This is a genomic window from Microbacterium sp. GXF6406, assembly GCF_054798215.1.
In genome coordinates, this window is the sequence record NZ_JBSJZH010000006.1 from 107,903 (window position 1) to 127,370 (window position 19,468).

Here is a 19,468-nt window from a genome sequence, read left to right on the forward strand (position 1 = left end):
CGCTCTGATGCGGAAGGCCGGTACGGGATTCCCGTACCGGCCTTCCGCATCATCGGTGACGCCTCGTCACCGCGGCGCGTGATGCTTCTGCTGCGCGGCGAGCAACCCCTCGCCGATGAGCTGCTCGACAGCATCCGCCGCATCCGAGACGAGGATCGCGAGCGTTTCGCGCTCCGCCTTACCGAAGGGCGCCAGCACCCAGTCCGCGGGATCCTGACGCCCCGGGGGGCGCCCGATCCCCACGCGGACGCGGGGGAAATCGGCTGTTCCGACGGCCCGGGCGACGTCGCGGATGCCGTTGTGCCCGCCGTGGCCGCCGCCGACCTTGAGCTTGATGGTGTCGAAGGGGATGTCGAGCTCATCGTGTACGAGCACGATGCGCTCCGCAGGCACCGAATAGAACCGCGACAGCGCCGCCACCGGGGTTCCCGACACGTTCATGAACGAGTTCGGCTTGGCCAGAACCATCTTGTCCCCGCCCGGCCGCATCCAGGTCTCGACGACGCGGGCGCCGCCCTTGTGCTCGCGGAAGCCCTCGTCGCGCCGGGCCGCGAGCTCATCGACGACGAGCTGGCCGACGTTGTGCCGGGTGCTCTCGTAGCGGGGGCCGGGGTTTCCCAGCCCGACGATCAACCAGGTATCGGCCATGGAGGAGGCGCCTTTCGGACGTGGTCGCAGAAACGGGCGGAGCATACGACAGAGGGGACGCGAACCGATCGCGTCCCCTCTGCTCATGATTCGCGTGTGGATTACTCCGCAGCGGGTGCGGCAGCAGCCTCAGCCTCGGCCTCTTCCGAGACCTCGGCGGCCGGAACCGAAACGGCGATGAGTAGCAGCTCGGGCTCGTCGACCAGCGAAGCGCCCTGGGGCAGCACGATGTCGGCGGCGGTGATGTGCGCGCCGTCCTGCAGGCCCTCGACCGAAGCCTCGACGTGCTCGGGGATGTGGGTGGCCTCGACCTCGAGCTTGATCGTGTTCACCTCGACGGTGACGATCGTGCCGGAGAAGGACTCACCGGTCACGGTGACGGGGACCTCGACCTGGACCTTCTCGCCCTTCTTCACGACGAGGAGGTCGATGTGCTCGATGATCTGGCGCACCGGGTCCTTCTGGACGTCCTTGACCAGCGCGAGCTGGCCCTTGCCGTCGATCTCGAGCTCCAGAAGCGCGTTGGCGCGGCGGATGATGAGCGAGACCTGGTGGCCGGGCAGGGCCACGTGGACCGGCTCGGTGCCGTGGCCGTAAAGAACGGCGGGGATCTGGCCAGCGGCGCGCAGACGACGGGCGAAGCCCTTGCCGAACTGCGTGCGGACCTCTGCGATGACCTTGGTGTCGTCAGACATGGTTTCTCCTTCGGGGCACGCGGCGAACATCTCGCCGCGTGGTGGTCTTGGTGGTCGGTGTCCCAGACACAGACGTGCGAAAAAACCAGGGGCTTGATTCGCCGCGTCGATTACGGATGCTGCGTGCGCGCACGTTGCATCCCTCGCCGAGGAACAACTCCATGGTACCGGATCACCCGGTAGGGTGAAACTCAGGCAATCCCCACCCTTTGAGAACTTGGAGTTCCGCATGCTCGATGCAGCTTTCATGTCCCACGCGTTGCTCTGGCTCATCGGCGCCATGTCGGTGTGCGCCACCGTCGTCAGTATCGGCGCGATGTACGCGATGGGCCGCACCGGGTACCGCAAGGACTGACGCGCGCTAACCTGAACACCCCCACTTCTTCACGATCGAGGAGCAGTTTTGCCCGGAGCATCAGCGAACATCGGAGTCGTCGGACTCGCCGTCATGGGGTCGAACCTCGCCCGCAACCTCGCATCCCGCGAGGGGAACACGGTGGCGATCTTCAACCGCAGCTATGAGAAGACCCAGGGCGTGCTCGACGCGCACCCCGAAGCGGGCTTCATCCCGGCGAAGACCTACCAGGAGTTCGCGGACAGCCTGCAGAAGCCGCGCACCGCGATCATCATGGTCAAGGCCGGCGGCCCGACGGATGCGGTGATCGACGCCCTGGTGGAGGTCTTCGAGCCCGGCGACATCATCGTCGACGGCGGCAACGCCTACTTCCCCGACACTATCCGCCGCGAGAAGGCCGTCCGCGAGACGGGCATCAACTTCGTCGGCGCGGGCATCTCCGGCGGTGAGGAGGGCGCCCTGCTGGGCCCCTCGATCATGCCCGGCGGCTCGGACGAGTCCTGGGTCACCCTCGGCCCGATCCTGCGCTCGATCGCCGCGGTCGCCGAGGGCGAGCCCTGCGTCACCCACGTCGGCCACGACGGCGCCGGCCACTTCGTGAAGATGGTCCACAACGGCATCGAGTACGCCGACATGCAGCTCATCGCCGAGGCCTACGACCTCATCCGCCGCGGCACCGGCAAGACCCCCGCCCAGATAGCCGACATCTTCGCCGAGTGGAACACCGGCGAGCTCGAGTCCTATCTGATCGAGATCACCGCCGAGGTGCTCCGCCAGGTCGACGCCGAAACCGGCAAGCCCCTCGTCGACGTCATCCTCGACCAGGCCGGCGCCAAGGGCACCGGCGCGTGGACCGTGCAGACGGCCCTGTCGCTGGGCGTGCCGGTCTCCGGCATCGCCGAGGCCACCTTCGCCCGGTCACTGTCCTCGCACCCCGAACAGCGCGCCGTCGCATCCGCGCTCCCCGGTCCCGACGAGACGTTCACCGTCGACGACGCCGACGCATTCATCGAAGACGTGCGCCTGGCCCTGTACGCGTCGAAGATCGTCGCCTACTCGCAGGGCTTCGACGAGATCCGCGCCGGCGCCGCCGAGTACGACTGGAACATCGACCTGGGCGCGGTCTCGAAGATCTGGCGCGCCGGATGCATCATCCGCGCCCAGTTCCTCAACCGCATCGCCGACGCCTACGCCGCCGACGCCGACCTGCCCGTGCTGATGAGCGCCCCGTACTTCGCCGAGGCCATCACCCGCGCCCAGGCCGCCTGGCGCCGCGTCGTCATCGCCGCGGCCACCGCGGGCATCCCCGCCCCCGCGTTCAGCTCGTCGCTGTCGTACTACGACGGCATCCGCGCCGACCGCCTGCCCGCAGCCCTCGTGCAGGGCCAGCGCGACTTCTTCGGCGCGCACACCTACAAGCGCATCGACAAGGACGGCACCTTCCACACGCTCTGGTCGGGCGACCGCACCGAGATCGAGGCGGAAGACACCCACTGAGCAGCGTTCACCGCGTGAGAAGAAGGCCCCGGCTACGCCGGGGCCTTCTTCCGTGTTCTGAGGAACCGCTCAGCGGGTGATATCGGTGATGGCGCCCTTCGCGAGGTGCAACCGGCGGCTGGCCCGGCGCGCGACAGCGGAGTCGTGCGTGACGACGACCATCGTTATCCCCTCCGCGCACAGCCCCTCCAACAGCACGAGGATCTCATCGCGCATGCTCTCGTCGAGGTTGCCGGTCGGTTCGTCCGCGAGCAGCACCTTCGGCCGCCTCACGATCGCGCGCGCGATCGCAACGCGCTGCTGCTGGCCTCCGGAGAGCTCGGACGGCAGGTGGTCGCCGCGCTCCGCGAGGCCGACGTGCTCAAGGGCCTCGTCGACACGGCGGCGCCGCTCCGGCTTGGACAGGCGCGTGGTCTCCAGTGCCATCTCGACGTTCTCGGCCGCGGTGAGCGTCGGAATGAGGTTGAAGCTCTGGAAGACGAACCCGATCCTCCTCCGCGCGCAGCCGTGTGAGCTCGGCATCCGATGCCTTCGCCAGCTCCGTGCCGCCGAGCGTCAGCGATCCGGACGTCGGCCGGTCGAGCGCGCCCAGCAGCTGCAGCAGCGTCGATTTGCCACCGCCGGTCGGTCCCTGGATGGTGACGAACTCCCCCGCCCAGATGTCGAGGTCGACGCCGGTCAGGGCCCGGACGACCCGGTCCTTCTGGGTGTAGGTGCGGGTCACGCCGGACAGGCGGTACACCGGTTCTGCCGCGATGGTCATACTCTCTTCTTTCGTCCTCATCGTGATCAGGCCACCGATCGCAGTGCCTCGGCGGGGCTCAGTCGGGCCGCGCGCCATCCGCCGAAGACACCGGCGAGCAGACCGCCGAGCACCGCGATGCCGATCGCCGCGAGGAGCACCACAGGCGTGAACGGCGCGCTCAGCACGATGTCCGCAGTGCTTGCGGCCTCGAACCATCCCCCCCGCTGGTCGGAGCGCCGCCGAATCCTCCCGAGCCGCGCGGCATCTCGCCGCCCATGCCCGACGGTGCGGATGCCGCCGCCGAGATCGTCGGGTGCACGATGTTGATGACGACGATCCCGATGACTCCCAGGACGAGACCGCCGATGCCGCCGATGAGGCCCTGCACCATGGGCTCGCCGGCGACCTGGCGCACGACCCGGCCGTTGGACCAGCCGATCGCCTTGAGGGTGCCGAACTCGCGGGTGCGCCGCGAGACGCCCGAGATCGTGAACAGCACGGCCATCAGCAGCGCCACGGCGAGCACGATGATCGAGAGCCACGTGCCGAGGTTCGTGATCATCGATGTCGCGCTCGTCAGCGATCCGGAGACCGTGGAGGCGAGGTCGGACTGCGAGCTGACCGTCGCATCCGGCAGCGCGGTCTCGAGCTCGAACTGCAGCTGATCGATGCCGCATGCCGACTCGGCCTGCACATAGACGGTCGAGACGACATCGTCGACGCCCGCGAGGCTCTGCGCCGTCTGCAGTGGGAAGTAGACGTTCGCAGCGGTGTCCGCGGAGTCGGACGTGGATGCCACGATGCCGACGACCTCGACCTCGGCACCCGCGACGTCGAGCACGTCGCCGACCGCGATCTCCGCGGTCGAGGCGTAGGAGCCATCGACGAGGGCGACGAGGGCCTGGGCGTCATCGGCGTCGAAGGCGCGCCCGTCGGAGACCTCGACGGAGGCGAGCGGACCGATGGCCGTTCCCTCCGGATCAATGCCGAGCACGCTGAACGAGTCGAGCCCGAACGCGCTGCCGCCTGCGCCGTCGGGTCCGCCCTGCGGAGGCTCGCCGCCGCCGGGCATCCCGCCCTCTGCGGGCTGCGAGCCGCCACCGAAGCCGCCGGTGGGCATCTCGCCCGAGAAGGTGGCGTTCGTGAGGCTGAGCGTTGCTGTGGCCCCGCTCACGCCGGGTGTGTCGAGCACGTCGTCGAGAACGGCGGCGTCCAGGGTCGAGCGCATCATCTCGGTCATCAGCTGCGACGAGCTCAGCGTCGTCGTGTCAACGCCGGCTTCACCGGCATCCGCATCGAACTCGAACCGCGGGCCGCCGCCCTCGCCGGGCTCGGTCATCGCTCCGGTGACCGTCAGGTCGGTGCCGACGCCGTACACCGATTCGAGCGCCTGCGCCTGCGCGTCGCGCACTCCGGCCGTCAGCGCCTTGACGATGATCACGAGTGCGATCGCCACCGCGAGCCCGACGGCGAGGATAACCGTCTGCTTCTTGCGGCCGACGAGCTCTCTCCGCAGATATCTTCCGTACACGTCTCTCCTTCGCCCGCGTGTCAGCGGGACGAAGACGACGATATTGACGGCGATTATGGGAAGCAGATGGTGAAGTGATGGGTTTCTTATGAACCTGCTACGGGTCCTCGACGCTCATGCGTGGGACACAGCATCCGATTCACAGATCACGCATAGAAGTCTCCATAGAAGTTTCATAGACGAAGCATCACAATGGACCTCATGAGCCACGATCTGCCCGAACTTCGCCGCCCCGATGGATCTCCGCTGCGCATCCTCGCCGTCGATGACGAGCAGATGCTCACCGACCTTCTGGCGATGGCCCTGCGCATGGAAGGCTGGGAGGTCCGCACGGCGGCATCCGGCATGGAAGCCCTCCAGGTCGCCCGCGAGTTCGAACCCGATGCTCTCGTGCTCGACATCATGATGCCCGATCTCGACGGCATGAGCGTGCTTCGCCGGCTCCGCGAATCCGGCAATCTCGTTCCCGTGCTCTTCCTCACCGCCAAGGACGCCGTCGGCGACCGGATCGCGGGCCTGACCGCCGGCGGCGACGACTACGTCACCAAGCCCTTCAGCCTCGAAGAGGTCATCGCGCGTCTGCGCGCGATCATCCGCCGCACGGGTCTGGCCTCCAGCGACGAGGGGCAGTCGATCCTGCGCGTCGGAGACCTCACCCTCAACGAGGACAGCCACGAGGTCGAGCGCGACGGAACCGAGATCGAGCTGACCGCCACCGAGTTCGAACTGCTGCGCTATCTGATGCGCAACGAGCGCCGCGTGCTCTCGAAGGCGCAGATCCTCGACCGCGTCTGGAGCTACGACTTCGGCGGCAAGTCGTCGGTCGTCGAGCTGTACATCTCGTACCTGCGCAAGAAGATCGACGCCGGCCGCACGCCCCTGCTGCACACGGTGCGCGGCGTCGGCTACATGATCAAGGCCCCCCAGTGACCCGGCCGGGGATGCGCGCACCGCTGACCCTGCAGGCACGGCTCATGATCGCCGTGACCGGGTTCGTCTCGCTCATCCTCATCATCGTCGCCGTCATCACCGGCGCGACGCTCAACCAGGCGCTCGAAGGCCAGCTGACCGAGCAGGTGCGCTCCCTCTCCGACCGCACGACGGCGCTGGTGTCCCAGCGCGCGGGCTATGCGATGATCACCAACGAGTCCCTCACCGCCCGCTCCGCCATGGACGGCGTCGCCCCGCCCGCCTCCGGCCTGCTCCTGGCGTTCTGGGTCCCGGATGAGACCGCCGGCGGCACGGCCAGCGGAATCGTGATCGGCGAGGGGGGAGCGCTCAGCGACCTCTCCACCCGGGAGCTGCGCGCCATCGACGCGGCGCTCGCCGGACGCAGCACCGGGTCGATCGCGCTCCCCGGGCACAACGGCGCCTCCTACCAATTGATCGTCACCCAGACGGCGGCGACGAAGTTCTCCCCCGCCATCAACGTCGTCACCGGGCTCCCCCGCGACGGCATCCAGAGCACCCTCGCCCAGCTGTTCACCGTCGTGTCCCTCGCGACACTCGGCGGGCTCATCCTCCTTGCCCTCACGATCACCGTCACGATCCGGATGACCCTGCGACCGCTGCGGGCCGTGGCCGCGACTGCGACGCGCGTCGCGAACCAGCCGCTCGATCGCGGCGAGGTGTCCATCACCGAGCGCGTCCCGGCCGAGGAATCCGACCCGCGCACCGAGATCGGCCTGGTCGGCGCATCGTTGAACACCCTGCTCGACCACGTCGACGAGTCGCTCGCCTCCCGCCAGCGCAACGAGGAGCGCATGCGCCGTTTCGTCGCGGATGCCAGCCACGAGCTGCGCACTCCCCTCGCCTCGATCCGCGGCTACTCCGAGCTCTCGCTGCGCGCACTGCGGCCGACATCGGCCGTCGATGCCGCAGAGAGCACAGAGACCGCGCTCGAGCGCATCCAGGCGCAGTCGCTGCGGATGACGCGTCTGGTCGAAGACCTGCTGCTGCTGGCCCGATTGGACGAGGGCACCGAGCTCGTGCACGGCTCCGTCGACCTCACCAACCTCGCTCTCGAAGGGCTCGCCGATGCCCGTCCGACCGGGCCCGACCACCGCTGGAGCGTCGATGTTCCCGACGAGCCGGTCGTCATCCTCGGCGACGCCGGGCGCCTGCACCAGGTCGTCGCGAACCTGCTCGCCAACGCCCGCACCCACACACCCGCCGGCACGCAGATCACGCTGGGCGTCGGCGCCGAGGACGATCTCGCCGTCATCCGCGTGCACGATGACGGCCCCGGCATCGATCCGCAGGTGCGCGACGCGCTCTTCGCCCGTTTCGCCCGGGGCGACTCCTCGCGTGCCCGTCAGACCGGCGGAACGGGGCTGGGCCTGGCGATCGCCAAGGCCATCGTCGAGGGGCACCGGGGAACCCTGTCCGTGGAATCCGAGCCCGGAGACACGACCTTCACCGTGCGCCTTCCTCTGACGCAGCCGCTCCCCGCACCGCCGGAGGCGTGAGCCGGAGCCGCATGGTGCGCGGTCAGTACCCGGCGAAGGCGTCGGTCGTCAGCGAATGCGCCTTCTGCAGCGCGGGAGCGAGGTCGGCGATGAGTCGCGGCGGTCCCGAGATGAACGTGTGCCGCGCCGCGATGTCGGGGACCACGCGTTCCAGGCCCTCGGCATCCAGGCGCACGCCCTGCGCCCACGACCAGTTGTCGCCAAGGCCCGCCGGCTCGTCTCGGGTGTAGACGACGGCCCGCACGCCTGTCGCCTCCAGCTCCTCGCGGAACGCCAGCTCCGAAACGTCGGAGGCCACGTACACGAGCACGATGTCGCGCTGAACCCCGGCCGATTGCAGCTGGCGAAGCTGCGAGACGAAGGGAGTGACACCGATTCCTGCGGCGACCATGAGCACCGGCGCGTCGCCACGGGGCAGCAGGAAGTCGCCCCAGGTCCCGGTGACGGCCAATGTCGCTCCGGGCTCCGCGGCGGCGAGAGCGCGCTTGTAGGACGACGGATGCTTCTGGTCGCCGTTCTTATAGGCGATGCGCAGCGTCGGCAGGTCCGCGGGCGCCGAGACGATGCTGAACTCGCGGCGCGTTCCCCGGGCATCCGGCCGGTGATGCGGCACATCGAGCTCGAGGTACTGACCCGGCAGGAACTTCAGCCGTCCCTTGGTGCGGAAGGTCAGCTCCTGCACGGTCGGGGTGATGAACTCGCGCTTGTCGAGGCGGAGCCGCACCGAACCGCGCAGCGCGAAGACGAACGCCAGCAGGTTGCCGATGAGCAGTGCGCGCTCCTGGCCGAGGGTGAAGAGACCCGCGATGAGAATCGGCCAGCCGGCGAGCACACCGACGAGCGCCGCCACCGAGTACTGCTGCCAGCGCCGCGGCGGCAGCGTCAGCGGCTCGGACAGCATGAAGATGCCGAGGAACAGGAACGGCGATTGCAGCACCGCGAACGACAGCGCCTCGCCGAGGTCGAACCCCATGCCGAACTGCTGCCCCTGCACGGCCTGGCGCACCACTGAAGTGCCGATCGCGACGAGAAGGAACACCAGCACCACCCGCACCTTCTCGGTGCGCCACAGCACCGCCAGTCCCAGCACGGCCACGGGAAGGGCCAGCGACGGCGTGCCCACCCACCATGAGGCGGAGGTTCCCAGCCATTCGAAGGCGCCGAACGAACCGACGATCGTCACCACCGCGGCTCCGAACGCCGCCGGATTGAGGATGTGACGTCCGCGCCAGGCGATGAGGTACTTCGACAGGCTCGCCAGCGCACCGGCGAGGGCGAGGCCCGTGAAAGCGGCGGCATCCGACCCGGGCCGCATGACGAAGAGCATGATGAGCGTCGTCACCAACGACGATTCCACGCGCCACGGGAGCCGGAGAAGACGCTGCGCGATCGCGTCGACCGCGCAGATGACGACGCCGAGGACGACGAAGGAGTACAGGATCTCCGCGGGTGTCGGGGAGACGATCGCGCCGAGTGCCGACAATGCCAGCGCGATGACGGCGAGCAGCCCCAGCGCGAACAGCACCAGCCGATACATCGATACGGCTCCGAGAACCGCGAGAACACGCTGGCGGGCGGCGGTGAACATACTCATCACAGAGTCAACTCTCCCTCATCAAACCGCCCACCGGGGCGGAATACCTCGATCGGTGCGCTCGCGGACCACTGCGCGCGCCCGTCCGTGCTCATCCGCACCCACTCGACGCCGCGCTCGGCGGCGAAGTCCGCACCGCCGTCGAAGAACAGCGCCGTGGCGACGGCGTCGGCGGTCATGGCATCCGCCCCGATCGCCCAGGTCGCCGCCCAGGTTCGCACCGGCATCCCGGTACGGGCATCGAGGACATGGTGCAGTCCGCTTCCCCAGGCGCGGCGGGTGATCGCGGACGCGCAGATCGCCTGGTCCCGAATCATGGCGACTCCGATCGCGGCGCTCGGATCGAAGGGATGCTCGAGGCCCACGCGCATGTCTTCGCGCACCCGCAGGTCGCCGCCGGCATCGACCGCACGGATCCCCGGGACATCGGCGAGCTCGTCGAAGACACGATCGACCAGGCGGCCCTTGCCCAACGCACCCACATCGAGCAGAGCCGGCGTCGAGACGCTCAGCAGCGGCTCAGCCCACGACACGATGCCGGTCCACTCCGACGGAGCCGGTCGTGGCGTGCCGGGGCGCAAGGAGTAATCGGGGTCGTAGCCGAGCGCGTTCAGGCTCTCGGCCACCAGCGGATTCACCGCACCGTCCGTTGCCCGGGTGAGAGCACGATAGGCGTCGAGCATCGCCGGAGCATCCGGGGGAAGCGCGGCCGTCCCGCCGGAGCGACCGAGCCGGCTCACGAGAGAATCCCTGCGGAACCGCGACCAGGTGCGGTCGAAGTCCTCGATGAGGTCGTTGATGCGCGAGCGCACCGAGTCGTCGAGCGGGTGCTCCGAATCGATCTCCCAGGTCGTGCCGATCGCGTCGAAGCGCCACAGGGGCATGCGCGCTCCTACTGCTCGAGGGCGGCCTGCGCCTTGATCTCCGCCACCGCCGCGTTGAAACCGCCGCTCGTGAGCGACGATCCCGCGACCCGACTGACGTCGATCTCGTCGAGGGGAACCCCCACGACCTCCGTCGCGATGCCCGAGATGAACGCGGCCTGGTACTGCTCGGTCTCCCGTGCTCCCGGATCTCCCGCGACCTCGACGCCCGCGACCAGGTTGTCGGCGATCGTCAACGTCACCGATACCCTCTCGACGTTCTCCGGCGTCTGATACGACCCCTCGGCCGTGTAGGTCCCGTCCGCGTACTCCATGGGCTCCGCGGAGTCGGCCGAGGAATCGGCGCCCGCGCACCCGGTGACGGTCAGAGCGCCGATGACGGCCGCGAGGGCCGCTCCGGAACGCACGGCGGGCGACAGGGTCTGCACGATCATGCTTTCGAGACTATGTCCGCGCGCTATGCGCGGGCTGTGCCCCGGGTCAGGCGTCTCCGCCGAACATGCTCGTGACGGATCCGTCCTCGAACACCTCGTGGATCGCGCGCGCCAGCAGCGGAGCGATCGGAAGAACCGTGAGCGACTCCCAATGACGGGACTCGTTCAGCGGGATCGTGTCCGTCACGACGACCTCATCGATCGCCTCGTCCTGCAGGCGATCGGTGGCCGGATCGCTGAAGATCGCATGGGTCGCGGCGACGATGACCCGGCGCGCGCCGTTGGCCTTCAGCGCCTGCGCTGCCTTGACGATCGTGCCGCCGGTGTCGATCATGTCGTCGACGAGCAGGCAGGTGCGGCCCGCGACGCTTCCGACGATCTCGTGCACGGAGACCTGGTTGGCGACCTTCGGGTCGCGGCGCTTGTGGATGATCGCCAGCGGCGCATCCAGGCTGTCGGACCACGTATCTGCGACGCGGACGCGCCCCATGTCGGGCGAGACGATCGTGAGCGTCTCGCGGTCTTCGGCGGTGAGCGTCTCACGGAAGTGCTCGAGGAGCACGGGCTTGGCGAAGAGGTGGTCGACGGGTCCGTCGAAGAAGCCCTGGATCTGGGCGGCGTGCAGATCGACGCTCATGACGCGGTCCGCGCCGGCGGTCTTGAACAGGTCGGCGACGAGGCGGGCGCTGATCGGCTCGCGCCCGCGGCCCTTCTTGTCCTGGCGGGAGTACGGGAAGTACGGAACCACGAGCGTGATGCGCTTGGCAGAGGCGCGCTTGGCCGCATCGATCATGATGAGCGTCTCGATGAGCGACTCGTTCAGACCTTCACCGAAGGTCTGCACGATGAAGAGATCGGTTCCGCGGATCGACACCTCGAAACGGGCGTAGATCTCGCCGGAGGCGAAGGTGCGGTGCTCGACGGGGGCGACCTGCGTGCCCAGCGCCTGGGCGACGGCCGCGGTCAGCTCGGGGTGCGAGCGGCCACCGGCGACGACCAGGTGCTTCTTGTTCTTGGCGACGAGGCCGGGAGCGACCCCGTTGTCCCGGTCCAGCTCGACGGTCTTCTTCTTGTGCCCCATGGCGTGCCTTTACTCCGCAGCTCGGTTGGCCCGGGATGCCGCCTCTGCGGCGCCAGTCCCGGCTCGGTTCTTCTCGACCCATCCCTCGACATTGCGCTGAGGGGCGACGCTCAAGGCCAGAGCACCAGCGGGGACGTCCTTGCGGACGACCGCTCCCGCTCCGGTCTTCGCACCATCTCCAATCCTAACCGGCGCGACGAACACGTTGTGCGAGCCGGTGTGCACCTCGTCGCCGATCTCGGTGCGGTGCTTGTTGACGTCGTCGTAATTCGCGGTGATCGCACCGGCCCCGAGGTTGACGCGCTCGCCGATCGTCGTGTCGCCGATGTACGACAGGTGCGGCACCTTGCTGCCGGCGCCGATCGTGGAGTTCTTCGTCTCGACGAACGTGCCGATCTTCCCCCCGTCGGAGAGCACCGTGCCGGGACGGATGTAGGCGAAGGGGCCCACCGTCGTGCGCGCCCCGATGACCGCGAGCGTCGCATCCGTGCGCTTGACGACCGCGTCCTCGCCCACCTCGCAGTCGACGAGCGACGTGTCGGGACCGATCACCGCGCCGGACTCGATGACCGTGGCTCCCACGATGTGAGTGTTCGGCAGGATCGTGACATCCGGTGCGAGCTTGGCGTCATCGTCGATCCACGTGGTCGCCGGGTCGATGATCGAGACGCCGTCGCGCTGCCAACGGCGCACGATGCGGGCGTTGAGCACGCGGCCCGCCTCGGCGAGCTGGGCCCGATCGTTCACCCCGAAGGTCGCGGCGGTGTCGGCGGCGATCTCGGCGGCGACCGTGTGCCGTGCCTGACGCAGCAGGCCGATCACGTCGGTGAGGTACAGCTCGCCCTGGGCGTTGTTCTGGTCGAGCTGCGAGAGGAACGAGCGCAGCGCCGATGCCCGGAAGACGTAGACGCCCGCGTTGATCTCGGAGACGGCCGCCTCCTCGGCGGTCGCGTCCTTCTGCTCGACGATGCGCGAGACCGTGCCCGCCTCGTCGCGGATGATGCGCCCGTAGCCGGTCGGGTCGTCGAGGAGCGCGCTGAGGATCGTCGCGGCTGCCTCGGCACGGCGATGACCGGCCAGGAGCGCCTGCAGCGTGTCGGCCTCGAGAAGCGGGACATCGCCGGAGAGCACGAGCACGTCACCCTCGAAATCGGCGGGAAGGGCGTCGACGGCGACCTGGACGGCGCGCCCGGTGCCCGGGATCTCGTCCTGATCGACGATCACGGCGTTCGGGTACTGCGCGGAGATCGCACTGACGACCTGGTCGCGCTCATGGCGCACGACGACCTCGATGTGGTCGGCTTCGAGCACCGTCGCCGTGGTCAGGACGTGGCCGACGAGCGGACGCCCGGCGATGGGATGCAGCACCTTCGGCAGCCGGGACTTCATCCGGGTGCCCTGGCCAGCGGCGAGCACGATGATCGCGAGTCTGTTCTCCGTCATGCTCCGCCGCCAGGACTCGAACCTGAACCTCACAGCTCCAAAGGCTGTCGTGCTGCCATTACACCACGGCGGACCGCAGCCGCAGGGGCTGCCTGACAAGTCTGCCACGTCCGGCGGCGGGCCTCGTGCCGCTGACCGATAATGGGAGCATGAGCGATGCAGATGAGGTCGACCGGATCGTCGGCGCGTGGAACGCCCAGCGCCCCGACCTCGACTTCTCCCCGCTCGAGGTGCTCTCGCGCATGGACCGGCTCTCCAAGCACCTCGATCGAGCCCGCCGCGAGGTGTTCCGCCGCAGCGACATCGAGCACTGGGAGTGGGATGTGCTGTCGGCTCTGCGCCGAGCGGGGGATCCCTTCCAGCTCTCACCCAAGCAGCTCCTGCAGCAGACGCTCGTCTCCAGCGGCACCATGACCAATCGCATCGATCGTCTCGTCGGGCGTCGTTTCGTGCGGCGCGTCTCGGATCCGGGCGACGGCCGCAGCGTGCTGGTCACGCTGACCGATGACGGACGGGTGCGGGTGGATGCGGCGATCACGCGCCTGGTCGATGTCGAGGCCGAACTGCTGCGGGCGCTGTCGCGCGCCGACCGCGAGCGCATGACCACGTTGCTGCGCAAGCTCAGCCTGAGCTTCGATTCCTGAGGTCCGCGACGATGGCGATGCGCTCTCCCCTGCCCGTGCGCGATGGCGTGGGCGCCACACGACTGCATGTGCCGCTGACCGGTCCGTGGCCGACCGTGAGCGCCTATATGGTCGAACGCTTCTTCCACCTGGATCCCGAGACCCTGCTCGCCCGATTCGATGCGGGCGACATCGTCGCCGCCGACGGCTCATCGTTGTCGAGGTTCACGCCCCTCGGCGACGAGGAGTTCGTCTGGTATTACCGGGAGCCGCCCGTCGAGGTCGAGATCCCGTTCGAGATCGAGATCCTGCACCAGGACGACCATCTCGTCGTGATCGACAAGCCGCACTTCCTCCCCTCGACTCCCGCGGGCAAATACCTGCAGAACTCCGCCCTGGTGCGTCTTCGACGTCTGCTCGACAACCCGGATCTCGCACCGATCCACCGGCTCGACCGCGCGACGGCCGGCCTGCTGATGTTCTCGTCACGACCGGCGACCCGCGGCAAGTATCAGATGCTGTTCCAGAACCGTGAAATCGAGAAGGTCTACGAGGCCGTGTCCGCGCGTCCCTCCGGCTGGGACCCGACGGATCTCCCCTGCACCGTGCGCCTGCACATCGAGAAGCTCCGCGGCCAGGTGTGCGTTCAGGTCGATGCCGAGCGCGAGCCGAACTCGGAGACGCTCATCGAGCTGATCTCCACCGACGATGACGTGGTGCACACGCTCCTGCGCCCGCACACCGGCAAGATGCATCAGCTACGGGTCCACCTCGCGAGCATCGGCCTCGGCATCCTGCACGACAACCTCTACCCGATCCTCACGGACGAGAAGCCGGACGACCACGAGCATCCCCTGCAGCTGCTCGCCCGCGAGGTGCGCTTCATCGACCCGATCAGCAGCGAGGAGCGCTCATTCACCACCCGCCGAAGCCTAGGCTTCACGCCGCAGCATTGATCCCGGGCGGGATCAGCCGATCTGCTCGCTGAGCTCCAGCCACTGCATCTCGAGCTCGCCGACCTCGTCCTGCAACGCAGAGATCTTCGCCATCTCGACGCCGAGCCCCTGGTAGTCGGACTGATCGTGATCGGCGAGGGCATTCTTCGCCCGCTCGATCTGCTGCGTCAGCTTCTGGATCTTGCGTTCGATCGCCGAGACCTCCTTCTGCGCGGTGCGCAGCGCGGCGCCCTCCAGGCCGGAGGGCTTTGCCGGAGCATCCGCCGAACGGGGCGCCGACGGCGCGGCGCCGCCTTTCTGCTCGGCCTCGCGCAGACGCAGGTACTCGTCGATGCCGCCCGGCAGGTGCCGGAGTCCGCCACCCATGACGGCGAACTGCTGGTCGGTGACGCGCTCGAGGAAGTAGCGGTCGTGGCTGACGACGAGAAGCGTGCCCGGCCAGGAGTCGAGGAGGTCCTCGATGGCGGCCAGCATGTCGGTGTCCATGTCGTTCGTGGGCTCGTCGAGGATGAGGACGTTCGGCTGATCGAGGAGCACGAGAAGCAGCTGCAGGCGCCGCTGCTGACCACCGGAAAGATCCTTCACCGGCGTCGACAGCTGCGCGGAGGAGAAGCCGAGGCGCTCGAGCAGCTGCCCCGGAGTCAGCGACTGCGCCTTGGATCCGGTGCCGAAGGTGTACTCCGTGCGCAGGCCCTCGATCACCTTGCGCACGGGCTGGTCCCAGTGCGGGAGCAGCTCGTCGATGCGCTGGGTGAGGGTCTTCACCCGTACTGTCGTGCCGCGCTTGACCGTGCCGCTGGTGGGCTGGATGCTGCCCGAGACGAGTCCGAGCAGCGTGGACTTGCCGGCGCCGTTGACGCCGAGGATACCGGTGCGCTCGCCCGGTGCGATGCGCCACTCGACGTCCTTCAGCACCTCGACGCTCGCACCGGTCGATCGGTTCTCGTAGCGGACGCCGACGTCGAGCAGGTCGACGACATCCTTGCCGAGGCGCGAGACCGCCAGCGACTGCAGGGAGGTCTTGTCTCGGATCTCGGGGACATCCGCGATGAGCTCGTTCGCCGCGTCGATGCGGAACTTCGGCTTGGCCGTGCGGGCCGGGGCCCCGCGGCGCAGCCATGCGAGTTCCTTGCGGGCGAGGTTCTGGCGTTTCGCCTCGGTGGCCGCGGCCATCCGGTCGCGCTCCACCCGCTGCAGGATGTAGGCCGCATAACCGCCTTCGAAGGGCTCGACGATGCGGTCGTGCACCTCCCACGTCTCCGTGCAGATCTCATCGAGGAACCAGCGGTCGTGCGTGACGACCATGAACGCGCCGGAGGACGCGGACCAGCGCTTCTTCAGATGGCCGGCGAGCCAGGTGACCGCCTCGACATCGAGGTGGTTGGTCGGCTCGTCCAGGGCGATGACATCCCAGTCCTGCACCAGCAGCGCGGCCAGCGCGACGCGGCGGCGCTGCCCGCCGGAGAGTCCGTCGACCGGAGCATCCCAGTCGAGATCGGCGAGCAGCCCCTGGATGACATCGCGCACCCGCGCATCGCCCGCCCATTCGTATTCGGGCATGTCACCGACCACGGACTGCGCGATCGTGAGGGAGTCGTCGAGGACGTCGGCCTGATCGAGCACGCCGATGCGGGTTCCCGCGCGCACGGTGACACGACCGGCATCCGGCTGCTTTCGCCCGGCGAGCATCGCCAGCAGGCTCGACTTGCCGTCGCCGTTGCGGCCGACGATGCCGATTCGATCGCCCTCCTCAATGCCGAGGGTGACCGAGTCGAAGACGACTTTGGTGGGGTATTCGAGGCGGAGGCCCTCGGCCCCGAGAAGATGTGCAGCCATGTCTCCCCCAGCGTACGCGACGGGCGCGCTGCCCCGGGGCGGGCCGGATCAGACCGAGATGATCCGCGCGCCGGGCACGGGGCCGTGCACGTGCAGCGCTGAGCGCCCGGCGGCCTGCATCTCGCGCTGCAGATACTGGGCGCTCTCCGGCGTCTCGCACAGGAACGCGATCGTCGGGCCCGACCCGGAGACGATCCCGCTGAGGGCACCGGCGCCAAGAGCGGCCGCGAGCGTCTCGTCGAGATCCGGGCGCTCGAGGAGAGCCGCGACCTCGAGATCGTTGTACATGCTCGCCGCCAACGAGTGCGCGTCGCCCGCACGCAGCGCCTGCAGCACCGGCACGGGGACGTCGAGCGACAGCGGCGGATCGTCGGCGAGTGCGCCGCTCTCCGCGCGATGCCGGTCGAGCCTGCCGTAGACGGCGGGCGTCGACAGGCCCTGATCGCTCGTCACCAGCACCCAGTCGAAGCGCCCGTCGGCGAGCGCAGGGTTCAGCTGGTCGCCGCGTCCGGTGCCCACGGCCGTTCCGCCGTGCAGGGCGAAGGGGACATCCGATCCGAGACGCGCCGCCAGCTCATGCAGCTCCTGCGCGGACAGCCCCGTTCCCCACAGCGCGTCACAGGCGACGAGAGCAGCCGCGGCATCCGCAGACCCTCCGCCCATGCCCCCGGCGACCGGAACGCACTTGCGGATGTCGAGGTGCACGCCCCCCGTGAAGCCCGTCGCCGCCGCGAGCATCTTCGCAGCCCGCATCGCGAGGTTCCGATCATCCAGCGGCACATCCGCGGCGTCCGTGCCGCCCGAGACGGAGAGGGAGAATCCCTCGCTCTCCGTCGCGAAGACGTCCTCGTACAGGGAGACGGCCTGGAACACCGTAGCCAACGCGTGATAACCGTCGTCATGACGGGCGCCCACACCGAGGTAGACGTTGATCTTCCCCGGCGCGCGCACATGGATGGTGCCGGGGAAAGCGGCGAGGCTCATGATCTGCTCGTCTCTCTCAGCGGGTCACACGGACGAGGACGGGGCCCACAGGTTCACGTCGATGCCATCGGAGAGCGCATCGATACCCGCGAGCTCTTCGACCGTGAACGCCGGGCCGTGCACAGCGGCGATGTTCTCATCGATCTGCTCGGGACGCGATGCGCCGATGAGCGCCGAGACGACCACCGGGTCGCGCAGCACCCATTGCAGCGCCATCTGCGCCAGGGACTGGCCGCGATCGACGGCGATCTTGTTCAGTCCGCGCAGGATGCGCAGTCCGTCGTCGGAGAGCGGACGCTCCGACAGCGAACGACGCTTCTGCGCCCGCTCGGCCGTGCCGTCGCCGAGGTACTTATCAGTCAGCAGGCCCTGGGCGAGCGGCGTGAAGGCGATCGCCCCGAGTCCCTCGTCGCGCAGGGTGCCGGTGAGCTCCGGCTCGATCCACCGGTTGAGGATCGAGTACGACGGCTGGTGGATGATCAACGGCGTGCCGAGATCCTTCGCGACCGCCGCGGCGGCCGCCGTGCGCTCAGCGCTGTACGAGGAGATTCCGACATACAGGGCTTTGCCCTGGCGCACCAGGGTGTCGAGCGCCGCGACCGTCTCCTCGATCGGCGTCACCGTGTCGACGCGGTGCGAGTAGAAGATGTCGACGTGGTCGAGTCCCATGCGCGCCAGCGACTGCTCGGCGCTCGCGAGGATGTACTTGCGGCTGCCGCGATCTCCGTACGGGCCCGGCCACATGTCGTAGCCGGCCTTCGACGAGATGATCAGCTCATCGCGGTAGGGGCGGAAGTCCTCGGAGAAGACGCGGCCGAAGTTCTTCTCGGCCGAACCGTAGGGCGGGCCGTAGTTGTTGGCCAGATCGAAGTGCGTGATGCCGCGGTCGAAGGCATGGCGCAGGAGCGCCCGCTGGTTGTCCATCGGGATGTTGTCGCCGAAGTTCCACCAGAGCCCGAGCGAGATGGGCGGCAGGTACAGGCCGGATGCGCCGACCTGCCGGTACTCGAACTGCGCGTAACGGTCGTCCTTCGCCGTGTAAGGGCGGTGGATGTCGTGGACATCGGGGCTGAAGCGCGGCGATTCGGTCACGCGTCCAGGTTAGCGCCGAAGCGTCAGCGCGATGCGCACGAAGTCATCGACCGTCAGCTGCTCGCCGCGGGCCGTCGGAGCGACGCCCGCCGACTCGAGAACAGCGGATGCCTCGGCCGCTGTTCCACCGAGAACACCCGCGAGAGCCTGACGGAGCATCTTGCGGCGCTGCTGGAACGCAGCATCCACGATGCGGAAGGTCTCGCGGCGCAGATCCTCGTCGCCGCGCGGCGTCTCATCGCGCTCGAAGGCGACGAGCACGCTGTCGATGTTCGGCACCGGCCAGAACACCTGGCGGGAGATGTTCCCGGCCAGACGCCATGGACCGTACCAGGCGGCCTTCACGCTCGGTGCGCCGTAGACCTTGCTGCCAGGAAGGGCGGCGAGACGCTCGCCGACCTCGGCCTGCACCATGACGACGCCGCGGGCGATGTTCGGGAAGGTCTCCATGAAGTGCAGCAGCACGGGAACGGAGACGTTGTAGGGCAGGTTCGCAACGAGCACGGTCGGGTCGTTCGGCAACTCCGTCACCCGCAGGGCGTCGTGGTCGACGACCGTCAGCGCGCCCTCCGGCACACCGTGATCGAGCGCGGTCTGCGGCA

19 protein-coding genes, 1 tRNA gene and 1 pseudogene are annotated in these 19,468 nt (G+C 68.6%); 6 read left to right on the forward strand and 15 right to left on the reverse strand.

What is annotated here, in order from left to right; translation table 11 throughout:
- Window positions 1-66 precede the first annotated feature (66 nt).
- Together pth and ACWAUG_RS05605 are read right to left on the reverse strand one after the other, a co-directional pair.
- Window positions 67-648 carry an aminoacyl-tRNA hydrolase gene (gene pth, locus ACWAUG_RS05600; RefSeq protein WP_460801781.1) on the reverse strand — a complete coding sequence of 194 codons (582 nt, stop codon included), beginning with the start codon at window positions 646-648 and terminating at the stop codon, window positions 67-69.
- A gap of 101 nt (window positions 649-749) precedes the next feature.
- Window positions 750-1,343, reverse strand: coding sequence for a 50S ribosomal protein L25/general stress protein Ctc (locus ACWAUG_RS05605; protein WP_298037875.1), 594 nt, complete (start codon window positions 1,341-1,343; stop codon window positions 750-752).
- Window positions 1,344-1,572: 229 nt separating this feature from the next.
- Here ACWAUG_RS05605 and ACWAUG_RS05610 point away from each other — a divergent pair, with 229 nt between their 5' ends.
- Entirely contained in the window at window positions 1,573-1,698 is a 126-nt protein-coding gene (locus ACWAUG_RS05610; RefSeq protein ID WP_460801782.1) for a hypothetical protein, read from the forward strand.
- A 48-nt stretch (window positions 1,699-1,746) separates the two neighbouring features.
- Window positions 1,747-3,195: an NADP-dependent phosphogluconate dehydrogenase gene (gene gndA, locus ACWAUG_RS05615; protein WP_460801783.1), complete on the forward strand. Its 1,449-nt coding sequence runs from the start codon at window positions 1,747-1,749 to the stop codon at window positions 3,193-3,195.
- A gap of 69 nt (window positions 3,196-3,264) precedes the next feature.
- Here the strand turns inward: gndA and ACWAUG_RS05620 are convergent.
- From ACWAUG_RS05620 to ACWAUG_RS05630, 3 genes and pseudogenes are all read right to left on the reverse strand, one after another.
- A pseudogene (locus ACWAUG_RS05620) lies at window positions 3,265-3,958 on the reverse strand (ABC transporter ATP-binding protein).
- A 26-nt stretch (window positions 3,959-3,984) separates the two neighbouring features.
- Complete coding sequence (locus ACWAUG_RS05625; protein WP_460801784.1) at window positions 3,985-4,125, reverse strand: hypothetical protein; 141 nt, start codon at window positions 4,123-4,125, stop codon at window positions 3,985-3,987.
- A complete protein-coding gene (locus ACWAUG_RS05630; protein WP_460801785.1) occupies window positions 4,119-5,471 on the reverse strand; it encodes an ABC transporter permease in 1,353 nt (450 codons plus the stop codon). The genes ACWAUG_RS05625 and ACWAUG_RS05630 overlap by 7 nt, the downstream gene beginning before the upstream one ends.
- A gap of 201 nt (window positions 5,472-5,672) precedes the next feature.
- Here ACWAUG_RS05630 and ACWAUG_RS05635 point away from each other — a divergent pair, with 201 nt between their 5' ends.
- Both ACWAUG_RS05635 and ACWAUG_RS05640 read left to right on the forward strand, forming a co-directional pair.
- Window positions 5,673-6,401 carry a response regulator transcription factor gene (locus ACWAUG_RS05635; protein ID WP_460801786.1) on the forward strand — a complete coding sequence of 243 codons (729 nt, stop codon included), beginning with the start codon at window positions 5,673-5,675 and terminating at the stop codon, window positions 6,399-6,401.
- Between the two features lie 11 nt (window positions 6,402-6,412).
- Entirely contained in the window at window positions 6,413-7,939 is a 1,527-nt protein-coding gene (locus ACWAUG_RS05640; RefSeq protein ID WP_460801787.1) for a sensor histidine kinase, read from the forward strand.
- Window positions 7,940-7,961: 22 nt separating this feature from the next.
- Here ACWAUG_RS05640 and ACWAUG_RS05645 read toward each other — a convergent pair whose 3' ends face one another.
- From ACWAUG_RS05645 to ACWAUG_RS05670, 6 genes are all read right to left on the reverse strand, one after another.
- Window positions 7,962-9,533, reverse strand: coding sequence for an FAD-dependent oxidoreductase (locus tag ACWAUG_RS05645; RefSeq protein WP_460801788.1), 1,572 nt, complete (start codon window positions 9,531-9,533; stop codon window positions 7,962-7,964).
- A complete protein-coding gene (locus ACWAUG_RS05650; RefSeq protein ID WP_460801789.1) occupies window positions 9,533-10,417 on the reverse strand; it encodes an FAD:protein FMN transferase in 885 nt (294 codons plus the stop codon). The genes ACWAUG_RS05645 and ACWAUG_RS05650 overlap by 1 nt, the downstream gene beginning before the upstream one ends.
- 8 nt (window positions 10,418-10,425) lie before the next feature.
- Window positions 10,426-10,851, reverse strand: coding sequence for an FMN-binding protein (locus ACWAUG_RS05655; protein WP_460801790.1), 426 nt, complete (start codon window positions 10,849-10,851; stop codon window positions 10,426-10,428).
- Between the two features lie 46 nt (window positions 10,852-10,897).
- Entirely contained in the window at window positions 10,898-11,932 is a 1,035-nt protein-coding gene (locus tag ACWAUG_RS05660; RefSeq protein ID WP_460801791.1) for a ribose-phosphate diphosphokinase, read from the reverse strand.
- A gap of 9 nt (window positions 11,933-11,941) precedes the next feature.
- On the reverse strand, window positions 11,942-13,375 hold the full coding sequence (gene glmU / locus ACWAUG_RS05665; RefSeq protein WP_460801792.1) for a bifunctional UDP-N-acetylglucosamine diphosphorylase/glucosamine-1-phosphate N-acetyltransferase GlmU: 1,434 nt from the start codon (window positions 13,373-13,375) through the stop codon (window positions 11,942-11,944).
- A gap of 1 nt (window position 13,376) precedes the next feature.
- Window positions 13,377-13,448: transfer RNA gene (locus ACWAUG_RS05670), tRNA-Gln, on the reverse strand.
- A 76-nt stretch (window positions 13,449-13,524) separates the two neighbouring features.
- On the opposite strand from ACWAUG_RS05670, the gene ACWAUG_RS05675 reads away from it, so the two are divergent.
- Both ACWAUG_RS05675 and ACWAUG_RS05680 read left to right on the forward strand, forming a co-directional pair.
- On the forward strand, window positions 13,525-14,019 hold the full coding sequence (locus tag ACWAUG_RS05675) for a MarR family winged helix-turn-helix transcriptional regulator (protein WP_460801793.1): 495 nt from the start codon (window positions 13,525-13,527) through the stop codon (window positions 14,017-14,019).
- Between the two features lie 17 nt (window positions 14,020-14,036).
- A complete protein-coding gene (locus tag ACWAUG_RS05680; protein ID WP_460801794.1) occupies window positions 14,037-14,954 on the forward strand; it encodes a pseudouridine synthase in 918 nt (305 codons plus the stop codon).
- 12 nt (window positions 14,955-14,966) lie between these two features.
- Here ACWAUG_RS05680 and ACWAUG_RS05685 read toward each other — a convergent pair whose 3' ends face one another.
- From ACWAUG_RS05685 to ACWAUG_RS05700, 4 genes are all read right to left on the reverse strand, one after another.
- Window positions 14,967-16,790 (reverse strand): ABC-F family ATP-binding cassette domain-containing protein, encoded by a 1,824-nt coding sequence (locus ACWAUG_RS05685; RefSeq protein WP_460801795.1) that lies wholly within the window; start codon window positions 16,788-16,790, stop codon window positions 14,967-14,969.
- Window positions 16,791-16,838: 48 nt separating this feature from the next.
- Complete coding sequence (locus tag ACWAUG_RS05690) at window positions 16,839-17,774, reverse strand: 4-(cytidine 5'-diphospho)-2-C-methyl-D-erythritol kinase (RefSeq protein ID WP_460801796.1); 936 nt, start codon at window positions 17,772-17,774, stop codon at window positions 16,839-16,841.
- 24 nt (window positions 17,775-17,798) lie between these two features.
- Window positions 17,799-18,866 (reverse strand): L-glyceraldehyde 3-phosphate reductase, encoded by a 1,068-nt coding sequence (gene mgrA / locus ACWAUG_RS05695; RefSeq protein ID WP_460801797.1) that lies wholly within the window; start codon window positions 18,864-18,866, stop codon window positions 17,799-17,801.
- A gap of 9 nt (window positions 18,867-18,875) precedes the next feature.
- The coding region (locus ACWAUG_RS05700; RefSeq protein ID WP_460801798.1) for a ribosomal RNA small subunit methyltransferase A at window positions 18,876-19,468 on the reverse strand (593 nt) is incomplete at its 5' end.